The organism is Thermocrispum municipale DSM 44069 (genome assembly GCF_000427825.1).
Lineage (GTDB): Bacteria > Actinomycetota > Actinomycetes > Mycobacteriales > Pseudonocardiaceae > Thermocrispum > Thermocrispum municipale.
Genome location: NZ_ATYT01000019.1, coordinates 15,734 through 31,222 on the forward strand (window position 1 = coordinate 15,734; position 15,489 = coordinate 31,222).

Genomic DNA, 15,489 nt, shown 5'->3' on the forward strand with positions numbered 1-15,489 from the left:
GGGTTCTGGGCGATCAGTTCGTCCACAGGCGACCACCGGCGAGAGCGCCGGGGGACCAGAGGGGGACCACAGAGAACGACCCCCGGACATGATGAAGCCCAGGCGAGAAACCTACTCTCACCTGGGCTTTTACGTCGGGCTGACAGGATTTGAACCTGCGACCCCTTGACCCCCAGTCAAGTGCGCTAACCAAGCTGCGCCACAGCCCGCCGCACCCGAGGTCCGGGTGCGTGCTCAACGATAGCGCACCGGTCACCCACGACCCGGGCGAGGTCTCCTGGTCTCAGCGAGCCGATGTCGGCACGGAGTCCGCGTCCTCCACCGCCGTCTGAGGCTTGAGGTCCAGCGTCGTACGGAGCCTGATCGGCTTGAGCGCCAGCGCCGCGAGCACGCCGACGATCCCGACCGCCGCGGAGATCAGGAAGATGTGCGCGGTCGCGTCGCCGTACACGGTCATGACCACCTCGCGAACCTGCGGTGGCAATGCCTTCAGGTTCAGCGCGCTGGTACCCCCGGACCCGGACTGGGGCATGGCCCCGCCGAACGCGGCGTTCAGGTCGGCGGTCACGCGGTTGGCCAGCACGGCACCCAGCACGGAAACACCGACGGTGCCGCCGAGTGAGCGGAAGAAGGTGATCGAGCCGGTGGCCGCACCTACGTCGGACAACGGCACCGCGTTCTGCACCGCCAGCACCAGGTTCTGCATCGTCATGCCGACACCGATGCCGACGACCAGCATCGCGCCACCGACCTGCCACAGCGGCGTGGCGTGATCCATCAGGCCGAGGCCGAAGAAGCCGAGCACCAGGATCGTGGTGCCGGCGATCAGGTACGGCTTGATCTTCCCGACCCGGCTGATCAGGCGTCCGGAGATGGTCGACGAGACGAGGACGCCCGCCATCATCGGGATGGTGAGCAGACCGGCTTCCGTCGGCGAGTAGCCGCGGCCGACCTGGAAGTACTGCCCCAGGAACACCGCGCCACCGAACATCGCCATACCCACCGCGACGCTGGCGAGGATGGCCAGCGCCGGGGTACGGCTCGCCACGATGCGCAGCGGCACCACCGGCTCGGGCACGCGCGACTCCACCGCGATCGCCGCGCCCAGCAGCACCAGCGAGCCACCCACCATGGCACCGGTCTGCCACGACAGCCACGCGAACGAGTTGCCGACGAAAGACACCCAGATCAGCAGCAGGCTGACACCCGCGGCGATCAGCGTCGCGCCCAGGTAGTCGACCTTGGCGTCCTCCCGGCGCACGTGCGGAAGGTGCAGCGTCTTCTGCAGCACGATGAACGCGATGACGGCGATCGGCACGCCGACGAAGAAGCACCACCGCCAGCCCAGCCACGACACGTCGACGATCAATCCACCGAGCAGTGGCCCGCCGACCGTGGCCAGGGCCATGACACCACCCAGGTAGCCGTTGTACTTGCCACGCTCGCGCGGCGGGATGATGGCGGCGATGACCACCTGAACCAACGACTGCAGCGCGCCGACGCCCAGCCCCTGGAACGCCCGCGCCGCGATCATCTCGCCGACGTTCTGGGAGAACCCGGCCAGCAGCGAACCGGTCACGAAGATCGTGATGCCGACCTGCAGCAACAGCTTCTTGTTGAACAGATCCGCCAGCTTGCCCCAGATCGGCGTGCTCGCGGTCATGGTCAGCAGCGTCGCGGTGACCACCCAGGTGTACTGGGTCTGGGTGCCGTTGAGTGAGCCGATGATGCGCGGAAGCGCGATGGACACCACCGTCGAGCTGATCATCGCGACGAACAGGACGAGCAGCAGCCCGCTCAAGGACTCGAAAACCTGCCGTCGCCCCATCACCTCAGGTGATTCCAACTCGCGCTCCTTCCGCGCTGACTCCCATATGCTTCCGTCAGTGCATAACGCGAACGACCCCTCAATCGTTTCCCATTGGGCAAACTTTCTCAAAGTGAATTAAGCCATACCGCTAAGGTGTTGCCTCATGACGAGTGCGGAGTCCTTGCGCGACCGGAAGAAGGCCGCGACCCGGCAAGCGCTGCACGAGGTCGCGCTGCGGCACGCCCTGCGCGAGGGCTTGGACAACGTCACCGTCGAACGGATCGCGGACGAGGTCGGTGTCTCCCGGCGCACGTTCTCCAACTACTTCGCGAACAAGGAGGACGCGATCCTCCACGGCGAGCGGGAGCGCACGCGCAAGCTGCTGGACCTGCTCCGCAGCCGACCCGCCGACGAGGACCCCTGGCTCGCGCTGTGGCGCAGTGCGAGGGAGCTGAACAAGGACATGGAGCCGGACCTGGCCGGCGTCGAGCAGTTCCGGCTGCTGATGCGGCACCCCTCGCTGATGGCCAAACAGGCAGCAGATCACGCCGCGCTGGCCCGGGAGCTCGCGACGGTGCTGCAGGAGCGTGACCCGGAGCTCGATCACGAGGTGGCGCGGCTGACCGCGACGGTGTTCATGACCGTTCTGCGCACCGCGGGCACGTTGTGGTTCGAGCAAGGCGGCAAGGAGCCGATCATGAAGGTCGTGGAACGCGCACTGAGCCGGGTTCGCATCGGCTGACGTTCACACGTCGACGATCGCCGAGGCGTTCCACCGCCCCTCGGCGTGCTCCATCCGTAGCTCGCTCAAGGCCACCGCCTTGGGCGCCGAGCCGATGATCTCCACGTCGGCCAGGTCCACTACCGGCATGGCGACTCGCAGCACCGGTGCATCGATCTCCACGGTCAGTCCGACGGCCACCGCGTCCTCGGTGTCCACCAGGTAGATGACCTGGTCGAGCACGGCGATCAGCCGGTCCTCGTCGGTGTCCGCGGCGAGTTCCGCGGTCACCGTGCGGCCGGCCGAGGCGTCTTTGACGTCGGCGAAGCACTCCACGAGCGCGGCCACCGCCTCGGCTAGACATTCCTCCTGGGTGGGCGCCCACGCCTCGATCCGGACGTCGGCCGTGTGCGGAACGGCGTGGTGTCCACGATCAGTCGTCATCCCTTCACCACACCCAACGGCACCAGTTTGGCGACGATGCGGCACAAGCCCGCTCGCTCCGCGACCGAGACGACCTCGGACACGTCCTTGTAGGCCGCCGGGGCTTCCTCTGCCAGACCACGACGGGAGGCGCCACGCACCGCGATGCCGTGTTGCCGTTCGAGCTCGTCGACGAGCTTGGTGACGTTGACCTTCTTCGCCGCCTGGGTGCGGCTGAGCACGCGCCCAGCGCCGTGACACGTCGAGTAGAACGCGCCACCACCCGGCACCCCGGCCAACACGTACGACCCGGTGCCCATCGACCCGGGGATGAGGACGGGCTGCCCTGCCTCGCTCAGGTCGGCGGGCAGGTCCGGATGCCCGGGCGGCAATGCGCGGGTGGCGCCCTTGCGGTGCACGCACAGCTCCCGGGCGACGCCGTCGACCTCGTGCCGTTCCACCTTGGCCAGGTTGTGCGAGATGTCGTAGACGAGTTCGAGGTCGCGGCCGGTGATCTTGCCGAACACATCGGCCGCTGCGAGCCCGAGCAGGTGCCGGTTCGCCCGCGCGTAGTTGGCCGCCGCCGCCATGGCCCCCAGGTAGGCGCGACCTTCCGGCGAGTCGACCGGGACGCAGGCCAACTGCCGGTCGGGCACCGTGATCCCGTGCTCGGGCATCGCCCGCTCCATGCCGCGCACATGGTCGGTGCAGACCTGGTGACCGAGGCCGCGCGACCCGCAGTGGATCATCACGCACACCTGACCTTCGCGCAGCCCGAACGCCGCGGCGATCTTGTCGTCGTGGACCTGCTCGACGGCCTGCACCTCGAGGAAGTGGTTGCCGGAGCCCAGACTGCCCAGCTGCGCCAAGCCGCGCTCGACCGCACGATCACTTACCTGGCCGGGGTCGGCGTCGGCGACTGCGCCGAACTCCTCGCAGCGGTCCAGGTCGCGCTGCGTGCCCCTGCCCTGTTCGACGACATACCGGGCACCACCGGTCAGCACGCGGTCCAGCTCGCGCCGCGTCGACATCGGCCAGATCGCGCCCTTGCCCGCGCCTCGCGGGGTCACGCGGGCCAAGCCGTCCATGATCTTGTCGCGAACCGAGGTGAACTCCTCGCGGCTCAGGTCGGCCGCAAGCAACCTGACGCCGCACGAGATGTCGAAGCCCACCCCGCCCGGTGAGACCACTCCCCCGTCGCGCACGTCGGTCGCAGCGACCCCGCCGATGGGGAACCCGTAGCCCCAGTGGATGTCCGGCATCGCGTAGGAGGCACCGACGATCCCCGGCAGGGCCGCCACGTTGGCCACCTGCTGCAGCGACTGGTCACCGGCGGCCTCCGGCAGCAACGCCTCGGACGCGAACACGACACCGGGCACGCGCATGTCGCCGGAGGGGTCGATCCGGAATCGGTAAGGCGTCTCCTCGATCAGCTTCACCGTGCACACTCCGCCGCGGATACGGGATGTTTCAGGCCGGTCAGCTCCCACGTTAGCGACCGTGTGGGATCTGCTCAGCCGGCGCGCTCGACCTCGGCGAACAGGCCGCGTGGGCCCTTCAACGCGTTCAGCGCGGCCAGGATGTGGGCACGGGTGATCGACTCCGCCCAGTCGGCGTCGCCCGCCTGGAGCGCGTCGATGATCGTGTGATGCTCCTGGCACGTCGCGATCACCTGCCGCGGAGTGAACGCGGTGAAGACGCGGTGCAGCAGTGGGATGTGCACGACGGTGGTGAGGGCCTCGACGAGCCGGTGACTGCCCGCCGCCGAGCGGACGAGTTCGTGGAACTCGATGTTGAGCTCGGCGATGCGCTCGTGGTCGAGCGGCTGCACCCGGGCCAGCTCCGACATCTCGTCGGCCAGCGTGCGCAACCGGGCCAGGTCGACTTCGTCGGAGCGTTCAGCGGCGAGCCGGGCCGCCCATGCCTCGAGGTTGGCGCGCATCCGGTAGGTGTCCTCGAGATCGCGCTGGCTCCACCGGCGCACCTCGACGCCCCGCCGACCGCGCGGCTCGATCAGCCCGTCGGCGCGCAGGCGCTGGATGGCTTGGCTGACGGGGGTGCGCGAGACCCCGAAGTCCGCGGCGATCTGCACTTCGCGCAGCGCCGTACCGGGCGGAAGCTGCCATGTCATGATCCGTCGGCGCAGCTCCCGGTAGACCCGCTCCGCGGACGGGTACGTCTCGCTCACCGAGGCCTCCTCACCGTCGTCCAGCCGACGTCACATTAAGCCACAGCCACTCTGCCCTCGCTCGCCGTCCCCGGCGCGCTGCACGCAGTATTGCATGCAATAACTCGGATTTCAGTTGACTTTGGCGCCCATTGGGCGGCATATTGCATGCAATAGCGGGTACGACGATGAGGACACCGATGCCGGACAGCACAACGCCGCCAACCCTTCCCGACGCCTCGATGCTCCGCCCCGGAGCCGGGCCGTTGCCGCTGGTCGTGGCCGGTCGGCCGACGACCGCCGGGCAGATCGTCGAGGTGCCGTCTCCGGCGTCACCGAACGGTGGCCGCTCCGCCGTCCACGCGGACGCGCGCATCGTGGCGAACGCCGCGGCAGCGGCGGAGAGTGCATGCAAAACCTGTGCCGCGCTCTCGCGTCGAGCACGCGCGCAGATTCTTCGCGGCGCGGCCGGCTACCTCGGCGAGCATGCCGACGATCTCGCCGTCTCGCTGACGCTCGAGGTCGGGAAATCGCTGCGGGACAGCCGCGGCGAGGTGCAACGCTGCATCGCCACGCTGGAAGCCGCGGCCGACGCCGTCGCCGAACTCGGCGGGCGGGAGATCCCCGTCGACGCAGTCCCCGTCGGGGCAGGGCGACTGGCGTTCACCGTGTGGGAGCCGGTGGGAGTGGTCGCCGCGATCACCGGTTTCAACTTCCCGCTCCTGCTTGCCGTGCACAAGATCGCCGCCGCCGTCGGGGCAGGCTGCCCGGTCCTGCTCAAGCCGAGCGAGCGCACCCCGTTCACGTCGGTCGTGCTCGCCGACGCCGTGGTGTCCAACGGCTGGCCTGCGGAAGCCATCAGCGTCCTCAACGGTGGACCCGACGTCGCCGTCGCGCTGTGCGAGGACCCGCTGGTTCGCCTGGTGAGCTTCACCGGCAGCTCCGCGATCGGCGCGAAGATCGCCGAGCGCGCCGGCCGCCACCTCAAGCGCGTCGTGTTGGAGCTCGGTTCGAACGCGGCGACCATCGTCGAGCCGGACGCGGATCTGGAGCTGGCCGCCCGTACCTGCGCCACAGGAGGTATGGCAGCCACCGGTCAGTCGTGCATCTCCGTGCAGCGGGTGCTCGCCCAGTCCTCGATCGCGGCCGACCTCGCTCAGCGGATCGGTGCCGAGGTCGCCGCGCTGCCCACCGGCGATCCGCTCGATCCCGAGACCGTCGTCGGCACGCTGGTCGCGCCGACAGAGCTTCGCCGGGTCGCCGACCTCGTCCAGGACGCCACGGCGCACGGCGCGGAGGTCGTGACGGGCGGGGTGGTCGACGGCGAGCTCCGGCCGACCGTGCTGCTCGGTGTCCGCGAGCCTGCCCGCCTCTGCCACGAGGAAGCTTTCGGTCCCGTCGTCGCCGTCATGCCCTACGACGACCTGGACGAAGCGATCGCGCTCGCCAACTCCACCCCCTACGGGCTGATGACCGGGGTGTTCACCGCGTCGATCGACACCGCGTTGCGCGTGGCGCGCGGTGTGGAGAGCGGCGGCGTGCACATCAACGACTCGTCCAACTTCCGCGCCGACAACATGCCCTACGGCGGTGTGAAGGCCAGCGGACTCGGCAAGGAAGGCCCCGCATCCGCCATGCGCGAGATGTCCGTGGAGAAGGTCATCACCGTCCGCCTGCCCGCATGACGACCCCGAGGTAGGAACAGATGAGCAGCGACCAGACCGACGTGGTGATCGTCGGCGCAGGCCTCGCCGGAGGCGTCACCGCGGCCAGACTGACCGCGGCCGGGCTTCGCGTGGTGTGCCTGGAACAGGGTGACTGGCCCGACTACGACAAGGCCCGCGCCGACTTCCCCGACTTCGAAATCACCGCCGACCGCTACTGGGCTCGCGACCCGAACGTCCGCCGGGCACCGGCCGACTACCCGGTCGACGACAGCACGTCGGACATCTCCGCGCTGATGTGGAACGGCGTGGGCGGTGGCACGGTGCTGTACTCGGCGAAATGGCACCGGATGACGCCGAGCGACTTTCGCGTGCGCAGCCACGACGGCGTCGCCGACGACTGGCCGCTGAGCTACGAAGACCTCGAGCCCTACTACGTCGAGGCCGAGCGACAGTTCGGGGTGTCCGGGCTGGCAGGCGATCCGGCGTATCCGGCAGGCGAGGGGCCGCCGAACCCGCCCGTGCCCATCCGGGCATCCGGCAGGCGAATGGCCAAGGCGCTCAACGAGCTCGGCTGGCACTGGTGGCCGGGCACCAACGCGATCTCCACCCGTCACTACCGCATGCTCAACCCGTGCCGGCAGCACGCCGCCTGCATGCAGGGCTGCCCGGAGCGCGCCAAAGCGTCCACCGACATCACCCACTGGCCGGCGGCGATCGAGCGCGGTGCCGACCTGCGCACGGGCGCCCGCGTCACGCGCGTGCTCGTCCGCGGCGACCGGGCCACCGGCGTGGAGTACCTGGACCGGCGCGGCGCGCTGCACAAGGTGGAAGCGCGCGCGGTGATCATGTGCGCCAACGGAATCGGCACCCCACGCCTCCTGCTGATGTCCGCCACCGCCGAGCACCCCGACGGGTTGGCGAACTCGTCGGGACTGCTGGGCAAGCGGCTGATGATGCACCCGTTCGGCTCGGTCGCCGGCATCTTCGACGAGGACCTGGCCACCCACTCGGGCTCGTGGGGTCAGCAGATCCAGTCGATGCACTTCTACGAGTCCGACCCGTCCCGTGGCTTCGTCCGGGGTGCGAAATGGGGGCTGCAACCCACCGGCGGGCCGCTCGGGCTCACCCGTTCGTATCCCTGGGCCCAGTCGCGCGAGCCGATGTGGTTCGAGCACTTCCACCACACGCTGGCACGCCGGTTCGGCCACGCGCCCATGTGGAGCCTCGTTGCCGAAGACCTGCCGGACGAGCGGAACACCGTCACGCTGTCGTCCGAGCACGTCGACTCCGACGGCTTGCCCGGGGCCAAGCTCAGCTACACCGTCGACGAGAACAGCAAGCGGCTGATGGAGTTCCACCTGGCGCGCGCGGTGGAGTCGTTCGAGGCCGCCGGTGCGCGCGAAACGGTCGTCGGCCCCCACGTGCGGTCCAGTGGCTGGCACCTCATGGGGACGGCGGTGATGGGCACCGATCCCGCGCGCTCGGTCACCGACCGGTTCGGGCGGACGCACGACATCCCCAACTTGTTCATCTTCGACTCGAGCACCTGGGTCACCTCCGGTGGTGTCAACCCGGCCGCGACCCAGGCAGCACTCGCGCTCTGGTTCAGCGACGCCTTGCTCCGGCACGGACAACTGTCCCGCACCGACATGCGCTCAGGAGTCACCGCATGACCGACGCACCCAGCGGCCTCGACCAATCGATGTTGACCGACGACGAACGCGAGGCCGTCTACCTCCTCGGTGAGACCCTCATCCCCGAAGGCTCATCCGGACCGTCGGCGGACCAGGCCGCGGTCGCGACTCGGTTCATCGACGAGTTCTTCGCCGTTCGCCCCGACTTGCACGCGGGCTTTCGTGCTCTGCTGGCCGAGGCGAACCTGGACCACCCCAGGCAGTGGTGTGAGCGGCTGGAACGTGAGCGCCCCGAGGACTTCTCGCGGCTGACGTTCGTGATCGCCGGCGCGTACCTGCTCAGCCCGAAGGCACGGAGCTGGCTCAACTACGCCGGACAGGTGGGCGAACCGCAGGACGGTTCACCGCAGCCCGAGTACGCACCCGGCGGCCTGCTCGACCCGGTTCGCGCCCGTGGTCCGATCTATCGGCCCACCGACTGGAGACCCGCGGGAGGAGCGGCATGAGCGTGGAACTTGTCGAGGTCGGCCCGCGGGACGGCCTGCAGAACGAGGCGCGCACGCTCGACATCGACACCCGCGCCGAGCTGATCCGCCGTCTCGTCGACCTTGGTCTGCGGCGGCTGGAGGCGGTCAGTTTCGTTCGCCCGGACCGGGTGCCGCAGATGGCCGGCGCGGAAGAGGTCCTGGCGCAGCTGCCGGTCCGGGACGACGTCACCTACATCGGCCTCGTGCTGAATGCTCGAGGGGCCGAGCGTGCGGCGGCGACCGCGTGCTCGGAAATCAACATCGTCGTGCCGGTGACGGACGAGTTCTGCGCGCGAAACCAGAACACCACGGTGGACGGCATGCTCCAGCACGCCGCATCCGCCTCGGCCGTCGGTCGTGACGCCGGTATGAGCGTGTCGGTCACCCTGGCCGTGGCGTTCGGGTGCCCGTTCGCCGGCGACGTGCCGCTGTCGCGCGTCCGGGACGTCTACGACCGGGTGGCTGACCTCGGGATCGACGAGATCGCGTTCGCCGACACGATCGGCGTCGGTGTCCCCGGCCAGGTGTCACGCATGGCCGAGCTCGTCCGCCGCGACAGCCGGGTGCCCCGGATCCGCTTCCACTTCCACAACACGCGCAACACGGGGTACGCCAACGCTGCCGTGGCCAGTTCACTCGATGGCCTCGGGACGATCGCGCTCGACGCCTCGATCGGCGGATTCGGTGGTTGCCCGTTCGCTCCGGCCGCGACCGGCAACATCGCGACGGAGGACCTCACGTATCTCCTGCAGCGCGACGGCGTCGACATCGGGACGCGCCTGGAGATTCCCGCGATGACGCGGGTCGCCACCTGGCTTGCCGACGAGTTGGACAGCCCGGTGCAGGGTTTGCTTGCCCGGGCCGGTGACTTCCCCGGAGGCAGTTTGCGATGACCAGCCGCACTCCCCTGCCGCTCGAGAGAATCCGCGTCCTCGAGCTGGGCAATTACATCGCGGCGCCGACGGCCGGGCGCATGCTCGCCGACTTCGGTGCCGACGTGATCAAGGTGGAACGCCCCCGCACCGGTGACGAGCTGCGCAACTGGCGGCTCTACGCCGGCGAGACGTCGATGCTGTACCGAACGGTGAACCGCAACAAGCGGTCGATCGAGCTCGACCTGCGGACGCCGCGGGGACGGCGTGCCGTGCTCGACCTCGTCGCGAAATCCGACGTGCTCATCGAGAACTTCCGCCCGGGCACACTCGACCGTTGGGGGTTGGACGCGGCCACGCTCGCCGAGGCCAACCCCGAGCTCGTGGTCGCCCGCGTCTCCGCGTTCGGCCAGACCGGGCCGCTGTCCGCGCGCCCGGGTTTCGCGGCCGTCGCCGAGGCCTACGGAGGCCTTCGAGAACTCGTGGGCGAACCCGACCGGCCTCCGGCGCGAGTGGGTGTTTCGATCGGCGACTCGATCGCAGGCCTCTATGCGGCCTTTGGGGTCATGATGACGCTGTTCCAGCGGGAATCGGCGCGCGCGGCAGGCCGGCAGGGCCCGTCGCCGGTGAGCCAGCACATCGACGTGGCCCTGCATGAGGCCGTGTTCTCGATGATGGAATCCCTCGTGCCGGACCACTCCGCCTACGGCGTCCGCAGGGAGCGCGTCGGCGGTCGCATGGAAGGCATCGCACCGACCAACGCCTACCCGTGCGCCGACGGCAGCTACGTCGTCATCGCGGGCAACAACGACGCGATCTTCAAGCGGTACATGAAGACCATCGGCAGGCCCGACCTCGCCGACGACCCCGGCCTGGCCACCAACGCCCAACGCTGGGCCCGGCGCGACGAGCTCGACGACGCGATCACCGCGTGGACCACTTCCCTACCGCGTGCCGACGTGCTGAGGATCCTCGACTCCGCGGGGGTGCCGGCCGGACCGATCATGTCCGCCGCCGACATCACCGACGACCCGCAGTTCCGCGCCCGCGCGATGATCCAACAGTTACCGGTGGAGGTGGACGGCGAGGAGCGCGAGGTGGCCTTTCCCGGCATCGTCCCGCTGCTCGGCGGCACTTCGCTGCCCGTCCGATCCGTCGGCCCGGACCTCGGCGAGCACAACGAAGAGGTCTTGTGTGGCCTGCTCGGCTGGACGCGGGAGGACATCGACCGGATGCGCGAAGAAGCGGCCGACAGCGGCCGGTGACCCCACCCGCGCGAACCCGGCAGCCTCGCACTCCATCCGTGCGAACCTTGCAGCCTCCTCCCACTCTCATCCGGCCAGGTGCTGACGGCATCGCCGTGCTTCCTCGCGTCAACTCCGGGACCGGACCTGCACTGTGGCCGCATAAGGGACGCGGCACGAGATCTCCCGCTTCAGCGGATGGGTCGTCAGGTAGACGCGAACGCACGGCGGCCTTCCTGTCCGGCCTGGCAGTTCACTCGACGCTCGCAGCGGAACCACCTACTTGGCGGTTCCTGTCACTCTGACAGTAAGCCACGGTTGAAAGGTGCTTGACAACAAGTGGGCGCCGCCGAGGGTCCTCGTAGCCGTCGATCTTGTGATCTTGACGCTCCGCGAAGCCAAGCTTCACGTCCTGCTCACCGAGCGCGGCATCGATCCGTTTCGCGGCACCTACGCGCTTCCAGGAGGTTTCCTGAACAACGACAAGGAGGACCTCCTCGCTGCTGCACATCGCGAACTGCAGGAGGAAACCGCCCTCGATCCTGAGAATCTCCACCTCGAGCAGCTGGGAGCTTATGGCGCCCCAGAGCGTGATCCGCGGGGGCGCGTGATCTCGATCGCCTACCTCGCCATATCGCCAGAATTACCCGAACCATCCGCCGGCGGCGACGTCACGGACGCAGCGTGGCGCCTGGTGGATGACGTGACGTCAGGACGACTCACGCTGGCATTCGATCATCATCACATTCTCGAGGAAGGCATCGAACGCGCTCGAAGCAAACTGGAACGAACAACACTTGCCACCGCATTCTGCGGCGAGACATTCACCATCGCCGACCTCCAGCGGGTCTACGAGGCCGTATGGGGAGTACGGCTGGATCCGCGCAACTTCTACCGCAAAGCGCAGCACGCTCCTGGCTTCATCGTCCCGGTTGAGGCCGGCCGGCGGTCCACCAGAGGCCGGCCAGCCAAGTTGTTCCGCGCTGGACCGAGCAAGGTTCTGCAACCGCCCATCACCCGCCCGCACGCCACTTGGGGGAATCGATGACACGGGATCCGGTCGTGATTCTGTCCGCACTCAACGTCGAATATGACGCGCTGCGTCACCACTTGACCGACATCGAGACTGACCACCATCCACGGGGAACTCGGTTCGAGATTGGCACTGTGCGGGGCACGAGCGATCGAGTCGTACTCGGCCTTGTCGGTACCGGTAACAACAGTGCCGCCGTATTGGCAGAGCGCGCGATCCAGCACTTCTCTCCCGGCGTCCTGCTGTTCTCCGGGGTTGCGGGTGCTGTGTGGGATCTGCCACTGGGGGACGTAGTGGTCGCCACCCGCGTTTACGCGTATCACGGCGCTACCAGCGAAGACGATGGTACGAAAGCTCGGCCACGCTCCTGGGAAATTCCGCACGAGTTGCACCAGATCGCCACTCACATCGCCCGGTCCGGAAGCTGGACGTCCCGACTGCCCCTTTCCGCCCCGAAACCGACAGTGCATTTCGGACCGATCGCCGCTGGCGAAGTCGTGCACAACTCGCGCGTCTCCTACGACGCCATCTGGGTTCGCGAACACTTCAACGACGCTTACGCGTTCGAGATGGAAGGCGCCGGAGTCGCCCAAGCGGGCCACCTCTCCGGCGTCTCGGTGGGAGTCGTACGCGGCCTCAGTGACCGGGCAGACGGAAGCAAAGGATCAACCAACGACCGCCGGTGGCAGCCACGGGCAGCCGGAGCAGCCGCCGCGTTCGCCGTACAACTCGCCAGCGAACTCAGCGAACGGAGCCGCAGCGTGACGACGCCGTCCGAGATTCCCCACCAGGGCAAACTGAAGGTAACTAACGTCGCACACGGCCCGGCAGGCATCCAGGGCGTTCACATCGACCGAAGTGTCGTCATCCAAAACACTCCCCAGCTGCCGCAATCCGCGTCTGACCTCGTCGCGGAGCTGCGATCGCTCAGAGCGCAGCTCGACAATGCTCGGGCAACGGGAGCCATTGACACCGACACTCTCCAAGCCGCGCATGCCGAAATTGACCAGGCCGAGTCCGCGCTCAGCGCGGGCGGCCCGGATGCGAAGAGCCGCGTCGTCATGTCGTTGAAACGCCTACGAGGACTTGCGATTGACGTCGTTGACGTCGCCGCCAACGTGGCTGTCCTCCTCACTGCCGCGGGGGCGTTGCCATGAACACGGGTTCTCGAGAAGTACATAACGAAGCGCACATCGCAGGCATCCAAGGTGACCACGTCGAAGGTTCGACCTCAATCGTCAATCAAAACGTCGAAAACTCGACTTCCATCATCAACAACTACACGTATATATCCAAGATTCCCCTGAGCCCATCAGGCAAATTGGACTACGGGAAGCGCTGTCTGGCCGGCGGAAATCCGATTGGCGCTCGCAGGTATTTCGAGGAAGCAATATCTGACGGCTTGTCGTCCGCTGAAGTCTACTTTCATCTCGCGCTCGCAATATTCAGCAAACGCTCTATCCGCGATCTGACAACTAGCGATCGCAAGCAACTTGAGCACATTGAAGAGCAGTTACGGGATATCCCGGAAGACCGATGGTCCGCCGGCCTGAAGGCCGTATTCCAATTGGCGCAGCCCAACAGCAGAGATCAGCCAGATCATCAGTGCGGCCTGAAGCTGTTCTACGATCTACCTGAAGATTTGCAGGCAGCGATCCAACAGCACCTGAACCTGACGTTGAACAGCGTCGTAACCGATGCACTCTGGGACAATCGCAAAGAATCCGCCAAACGCGAGCAATTGGCCAATGATCGAACTGGACGCGCATGGGCATTCTTTCAGCCGGAGCCTGCCAGACCGCGAGCTAAGCGCCCTGCTCGCCCGGAAACGCTACCTAGCACACGAACCATTGTATGGTCAATTACGGCTGTTATCGTATTCGGCTTTCTCGGCGCGCGAATCCTGACTCAACTCGCCCTGTGGCCCACACTAAGTTACCTGACCGCGGCGATCGCGGCATTCCCTGCACTGTACTCAGGCGCTCGATGGAAGTTCCACATCGACACCATCATCGAACAGGACCGCATACACCACGGAACGCCGCGAATCAACACGGCACCACCGAATGGATTCACCAGACAGGTCCACGAGCACTTCGACTACTTTTTTGCGAAATATCACCCACGTAATTTGACGGTCGATCAATGGCTCGCCAAAAGCGCTGGGATCCGCCTGCACTTCGGCAATGAACTGGCCGACATATACCGCGAGCAAAGAATCAAACCCGGCCAAATAAATTGGCTAATTCGAAGTATCGCGCAGAAAACGAGAGATCGCTACCTGAGCGGCAGCCTTCACACGTATCGCGACAAGTACTCACCACCACTGAAGACGGTGTCGGCTTGCATGGTATCGTCCTCCGCTTGCGTCGTGGCACTATTCTTTATCGTCACTCATGCGATCAAGACCCTTGATTTCGCAAGCCTTGCGGCTACCAGTATCATCATCGCTTGCAGCCGGCCTGTTGTCGTCGGATGGCTCCACCACCTCGCCGACTGGCAAACGTACGAGGACGCCATAAGGAACTTTCGGCAAACACTTACCGAACGCACGGAGCAGTACAACCAATGGCGTCAGCGCCTCGCCGCTCTACGGCCCAGCGACCTCGAAATTGAAACCTGGCTCAATGCCGATAAAACCATGATTCTGGCGCACGCACTAAATGTTTACAAGCTGCGCATGAGCGACGTGATCGATCACAGTTTCTTGCTTACCGCTGAACGCCCTTGCCAAACGCAACGCGAAAAGGGCGGACCTGCGCGACATTCCCGATATCGAGTGCTTCTGATATTGATATCTCGCGACGGCGTGCGTGAGTTCGAGACTGTTTTGAATTTCCACAAAGCAACATACGCCGGGGAAGAACGTCGAAATTACCGATTCGACGCGATTTCATCGATCGATGTCACGAAGTCGCCCGACCTGAGTCATTCCCTCTCGTTGACTCTGACCAACGGTCCCACACGGACCATCACTGTGGGACGAACGTGGAACGCGATCGAGACACCCAGGGAACCACCGGGGAGGGACGATGAGCAGGCAGTGCGTGTCGACCTCGAATCCGCAGGCTTCTCGCACACGCTGCACCTCTTGGAGGGCATTGCCGCTGAGGGCAGGCCGTGGCTACAGCATGGCGTTGAGCGGCTGTGAGTCTCTCGTCAACCTAGTTTGCACGCATCGCCTCGCAACTCACAGCGTCTTGCCACCACCTGTCCTCGAGTCGGTCCTCCCCCACGTGCCTTGGAGGTTCGAGAGGCCGTAAAGCGCAAGATTGCGGAAACGGACGGCTCGCCGGATGCGCGGCTCTTCACCAGACCACGAGGCGGACGAATCGCCGTGCCGTTCTCCGCGACGCCACCCACTGGGACGAGGTCGTGTCAGCTCTCGGCC

13 protein-coding genes and 1 tRNA gene are annotated in these 15,489 nt (G+C 66.7%); 9 read left to right on the forward strand and 5 right to left on the reverse strand.

What is annotated here, in order from left to right; translation table 11 throughout:
- Positions 1–134: 134 nt before the first annotated feature.
- Together YWM_RS0114450 and YWM_RS0114455 are read right to left on the reverse strand one after the other, a co-directional pair.
- Positions 135–209: transfer RNA gene (locus YWM_RS0114450), tRNA-Pro, on the reverse strand.
- Positions 210–283: 74 nt separating this feature from the next.
- Complete coding sequence (locus YWM_RS0114455; protein WP_052344915.1) at positions 284–1,828, reverse strand: MDR family MFS transporter; 1,545 nt, start codon at positions 1,826–1,828, stop codon at positions 284–286.
- A gap of 145 nt (positions 1,829–1,973) precedes the next feature.
- Between YWM_RS0114455 and YWM_RS0114460 the strand changes: the two genes are divergently transcribed.
- Positions 1,974–2,552, forward strand: coding sequence for a TetR/AcrR family transcriptional regulator (locus YWM_RS0114460; RefSeq protein ID WP_028851324.1), 579 nt, complete (start codon positions 1,974–1,976; stop codon positions 2,550–2,552).
- A gap of 3 nt (positions 2,553–2,555) precedes the next feature.
- Here the strand turns inward: YWM_RS0114460 and YWM_RS0114465 are convergent, their stop codons facing one another.
- The 3 genes from YWM_RS0114465 to YWM_RS23770 all read right to left on the reverse strand — a co-directional run bounded on the left by YWM_RS0114465 (position 2,556) and on the right by YWM_RS23770 (position 5,142).
- A complete protein-coding gene (locus YWM_RS0114465; protein WP_028851325.1) occupies positions 2,556–2,975 on the reverse strand; it encodes an archease in 420 nt (139 codons plus the stop codon).
- The gene (locus tag YWM_RS0114470) at positions 2,972–4,393 is read right to left on the reverse strand and encodes an RtcB family protein (protein WP_028851326.1); all 1,422 of its coding nucleotides are present in this window, start codon (positions 4,391–4,393) and stop codon (positions 2,972–2,974) included. Before YWM_RS0114470 ends, YWM_RS0114465 begins: the two co-directional genes overlap by 4 nt.
- 74 nt (positions 4,394–4,467) lie before the next feature.
- Positions 4,468–5,142: a GntR family transcriptional regulator gene (locus YWM_RS23770; protein WP_052344916.1), complete on the reverse strand. Its 675-nt coding sequence runs from the start codon at positions 5,140–5,142 to the stop codon at positions 4,468–4,470.
- 179 nt (positions 5,143–5,321) lie between these two features.
- On the opposite strand from YWM_RS23770, the gene YWM_RS0114480 reads away from it, so the two are divergent.
- The 8 genes from YWM_RS0114480 (at position 5,322) to YWM_RS26205 (ending at position 15,249) form a co-directional block, all read left to right on the forward strand.
- Positions 5,322–6,806, forward strand: a complete 1,485-nt coding sequence (locus tag YWM_RS0114480; protein WP_169720993.1) for an aldehyde dehydrogenase family protein — start codon at positions 5,322–5,324, stop codon at positions 6,804–6,806.
- Positions 6,807–6,826: 20 nt separating this feature from the next.
- Positions 6,827–8,461, forward strand: coding sequence for a GMC family oxidoreductase (locus tag YWM_RS23775; RefSeq protein ID WP_043661152.1), 1,635 nt, complete (start codon positions 6,827–6,829; stop codon positions 8,459–8,461).
- Positions 8,458–8,928: a hypothetical protein gene (locus YWM_RS0114490; protein WP_028851328.1), complete on the forward strand. Its 471-nt coding sequence runs from the start codon at positions 8,458–8,460 to the stop codon at positions 8,926–8,928. Before YWM_RS23775 ends, YWM_RS0114490 begins: the two co-directional genes overlap by 4 nt.
- On the forward strand, positions 8,925–9,842 hold the full coding sequence (locus YWM_RS0114495) for a hydroxymethylglutaryl-CoA lyase (RefSeq protein WP_028851329.1): 918 nt from the start codon (positions 8,925–8,927) through the stop codon (positions 9,840–9,842). Before YWM_RS0114490 ends, YWM_RS0114495 begins: the two co-directional genes overlap by 4 nt.
- The gene (locus YWM_RS0114500) at positions 9,839–11,086 is read left to right on the forward strand and encodes a CaiB/BaiF CoA transferase family protein (RefSeq protein WP_028851330.1); all 1,248 of its coding nucleotides are present in this window, start codon (positions 9,839–9,841) and stop codon (positions 11,084–11,086) included. The genes YWM_RS0114495 and YWM_RS0114500 overlap by 4 nt, the downstream gene beginning before the upstream one ends.
- 304 nt (positions 11,087–11,390) lie before the next feature.
- Positions 11,391–12,113: an NUDIX hydrolase gene (locus tag YWM_RS0114505; RefSeq protein WP_028851331.1), complete on the forward strand. Its 723-nt coding sequence runs from the start codon at positions 11,391–11,393 to the stop codon at positions 12,111–12,113.
- 14 nt (positions 12,114–12,127) lie between these two features.
- Positions 12,128–13,255 carry a 5'-methylthioadenosine/S-adenosylhomocysteine nucleosidase family protein gene (locus YWM_RS0114510; protein ID WP_245566047.1) on the forward strand — a complete coding sequence of 376 codons (1,128 nt, stop codon included), beginning with the start codon at positions 12,128–12,130 and terminating at the stop codon, positions 13,253–13,255.
- A complete protein-coding gene (locus YWM_RS26205; RefSeq protein WP_156914786.1) occupies positions 13,252–15,249 on the forward strand; it encodes a hypothetical protein in 1,998 nt (665 codons plus the stop codon). The genes YWM_RS0114510 and YWM_RS26205 overlap by 4 nt, the downstream gene beginning before the upstream one ends.
- Positions 15,250–15,489: the final 240 nt, after the last annotated feature.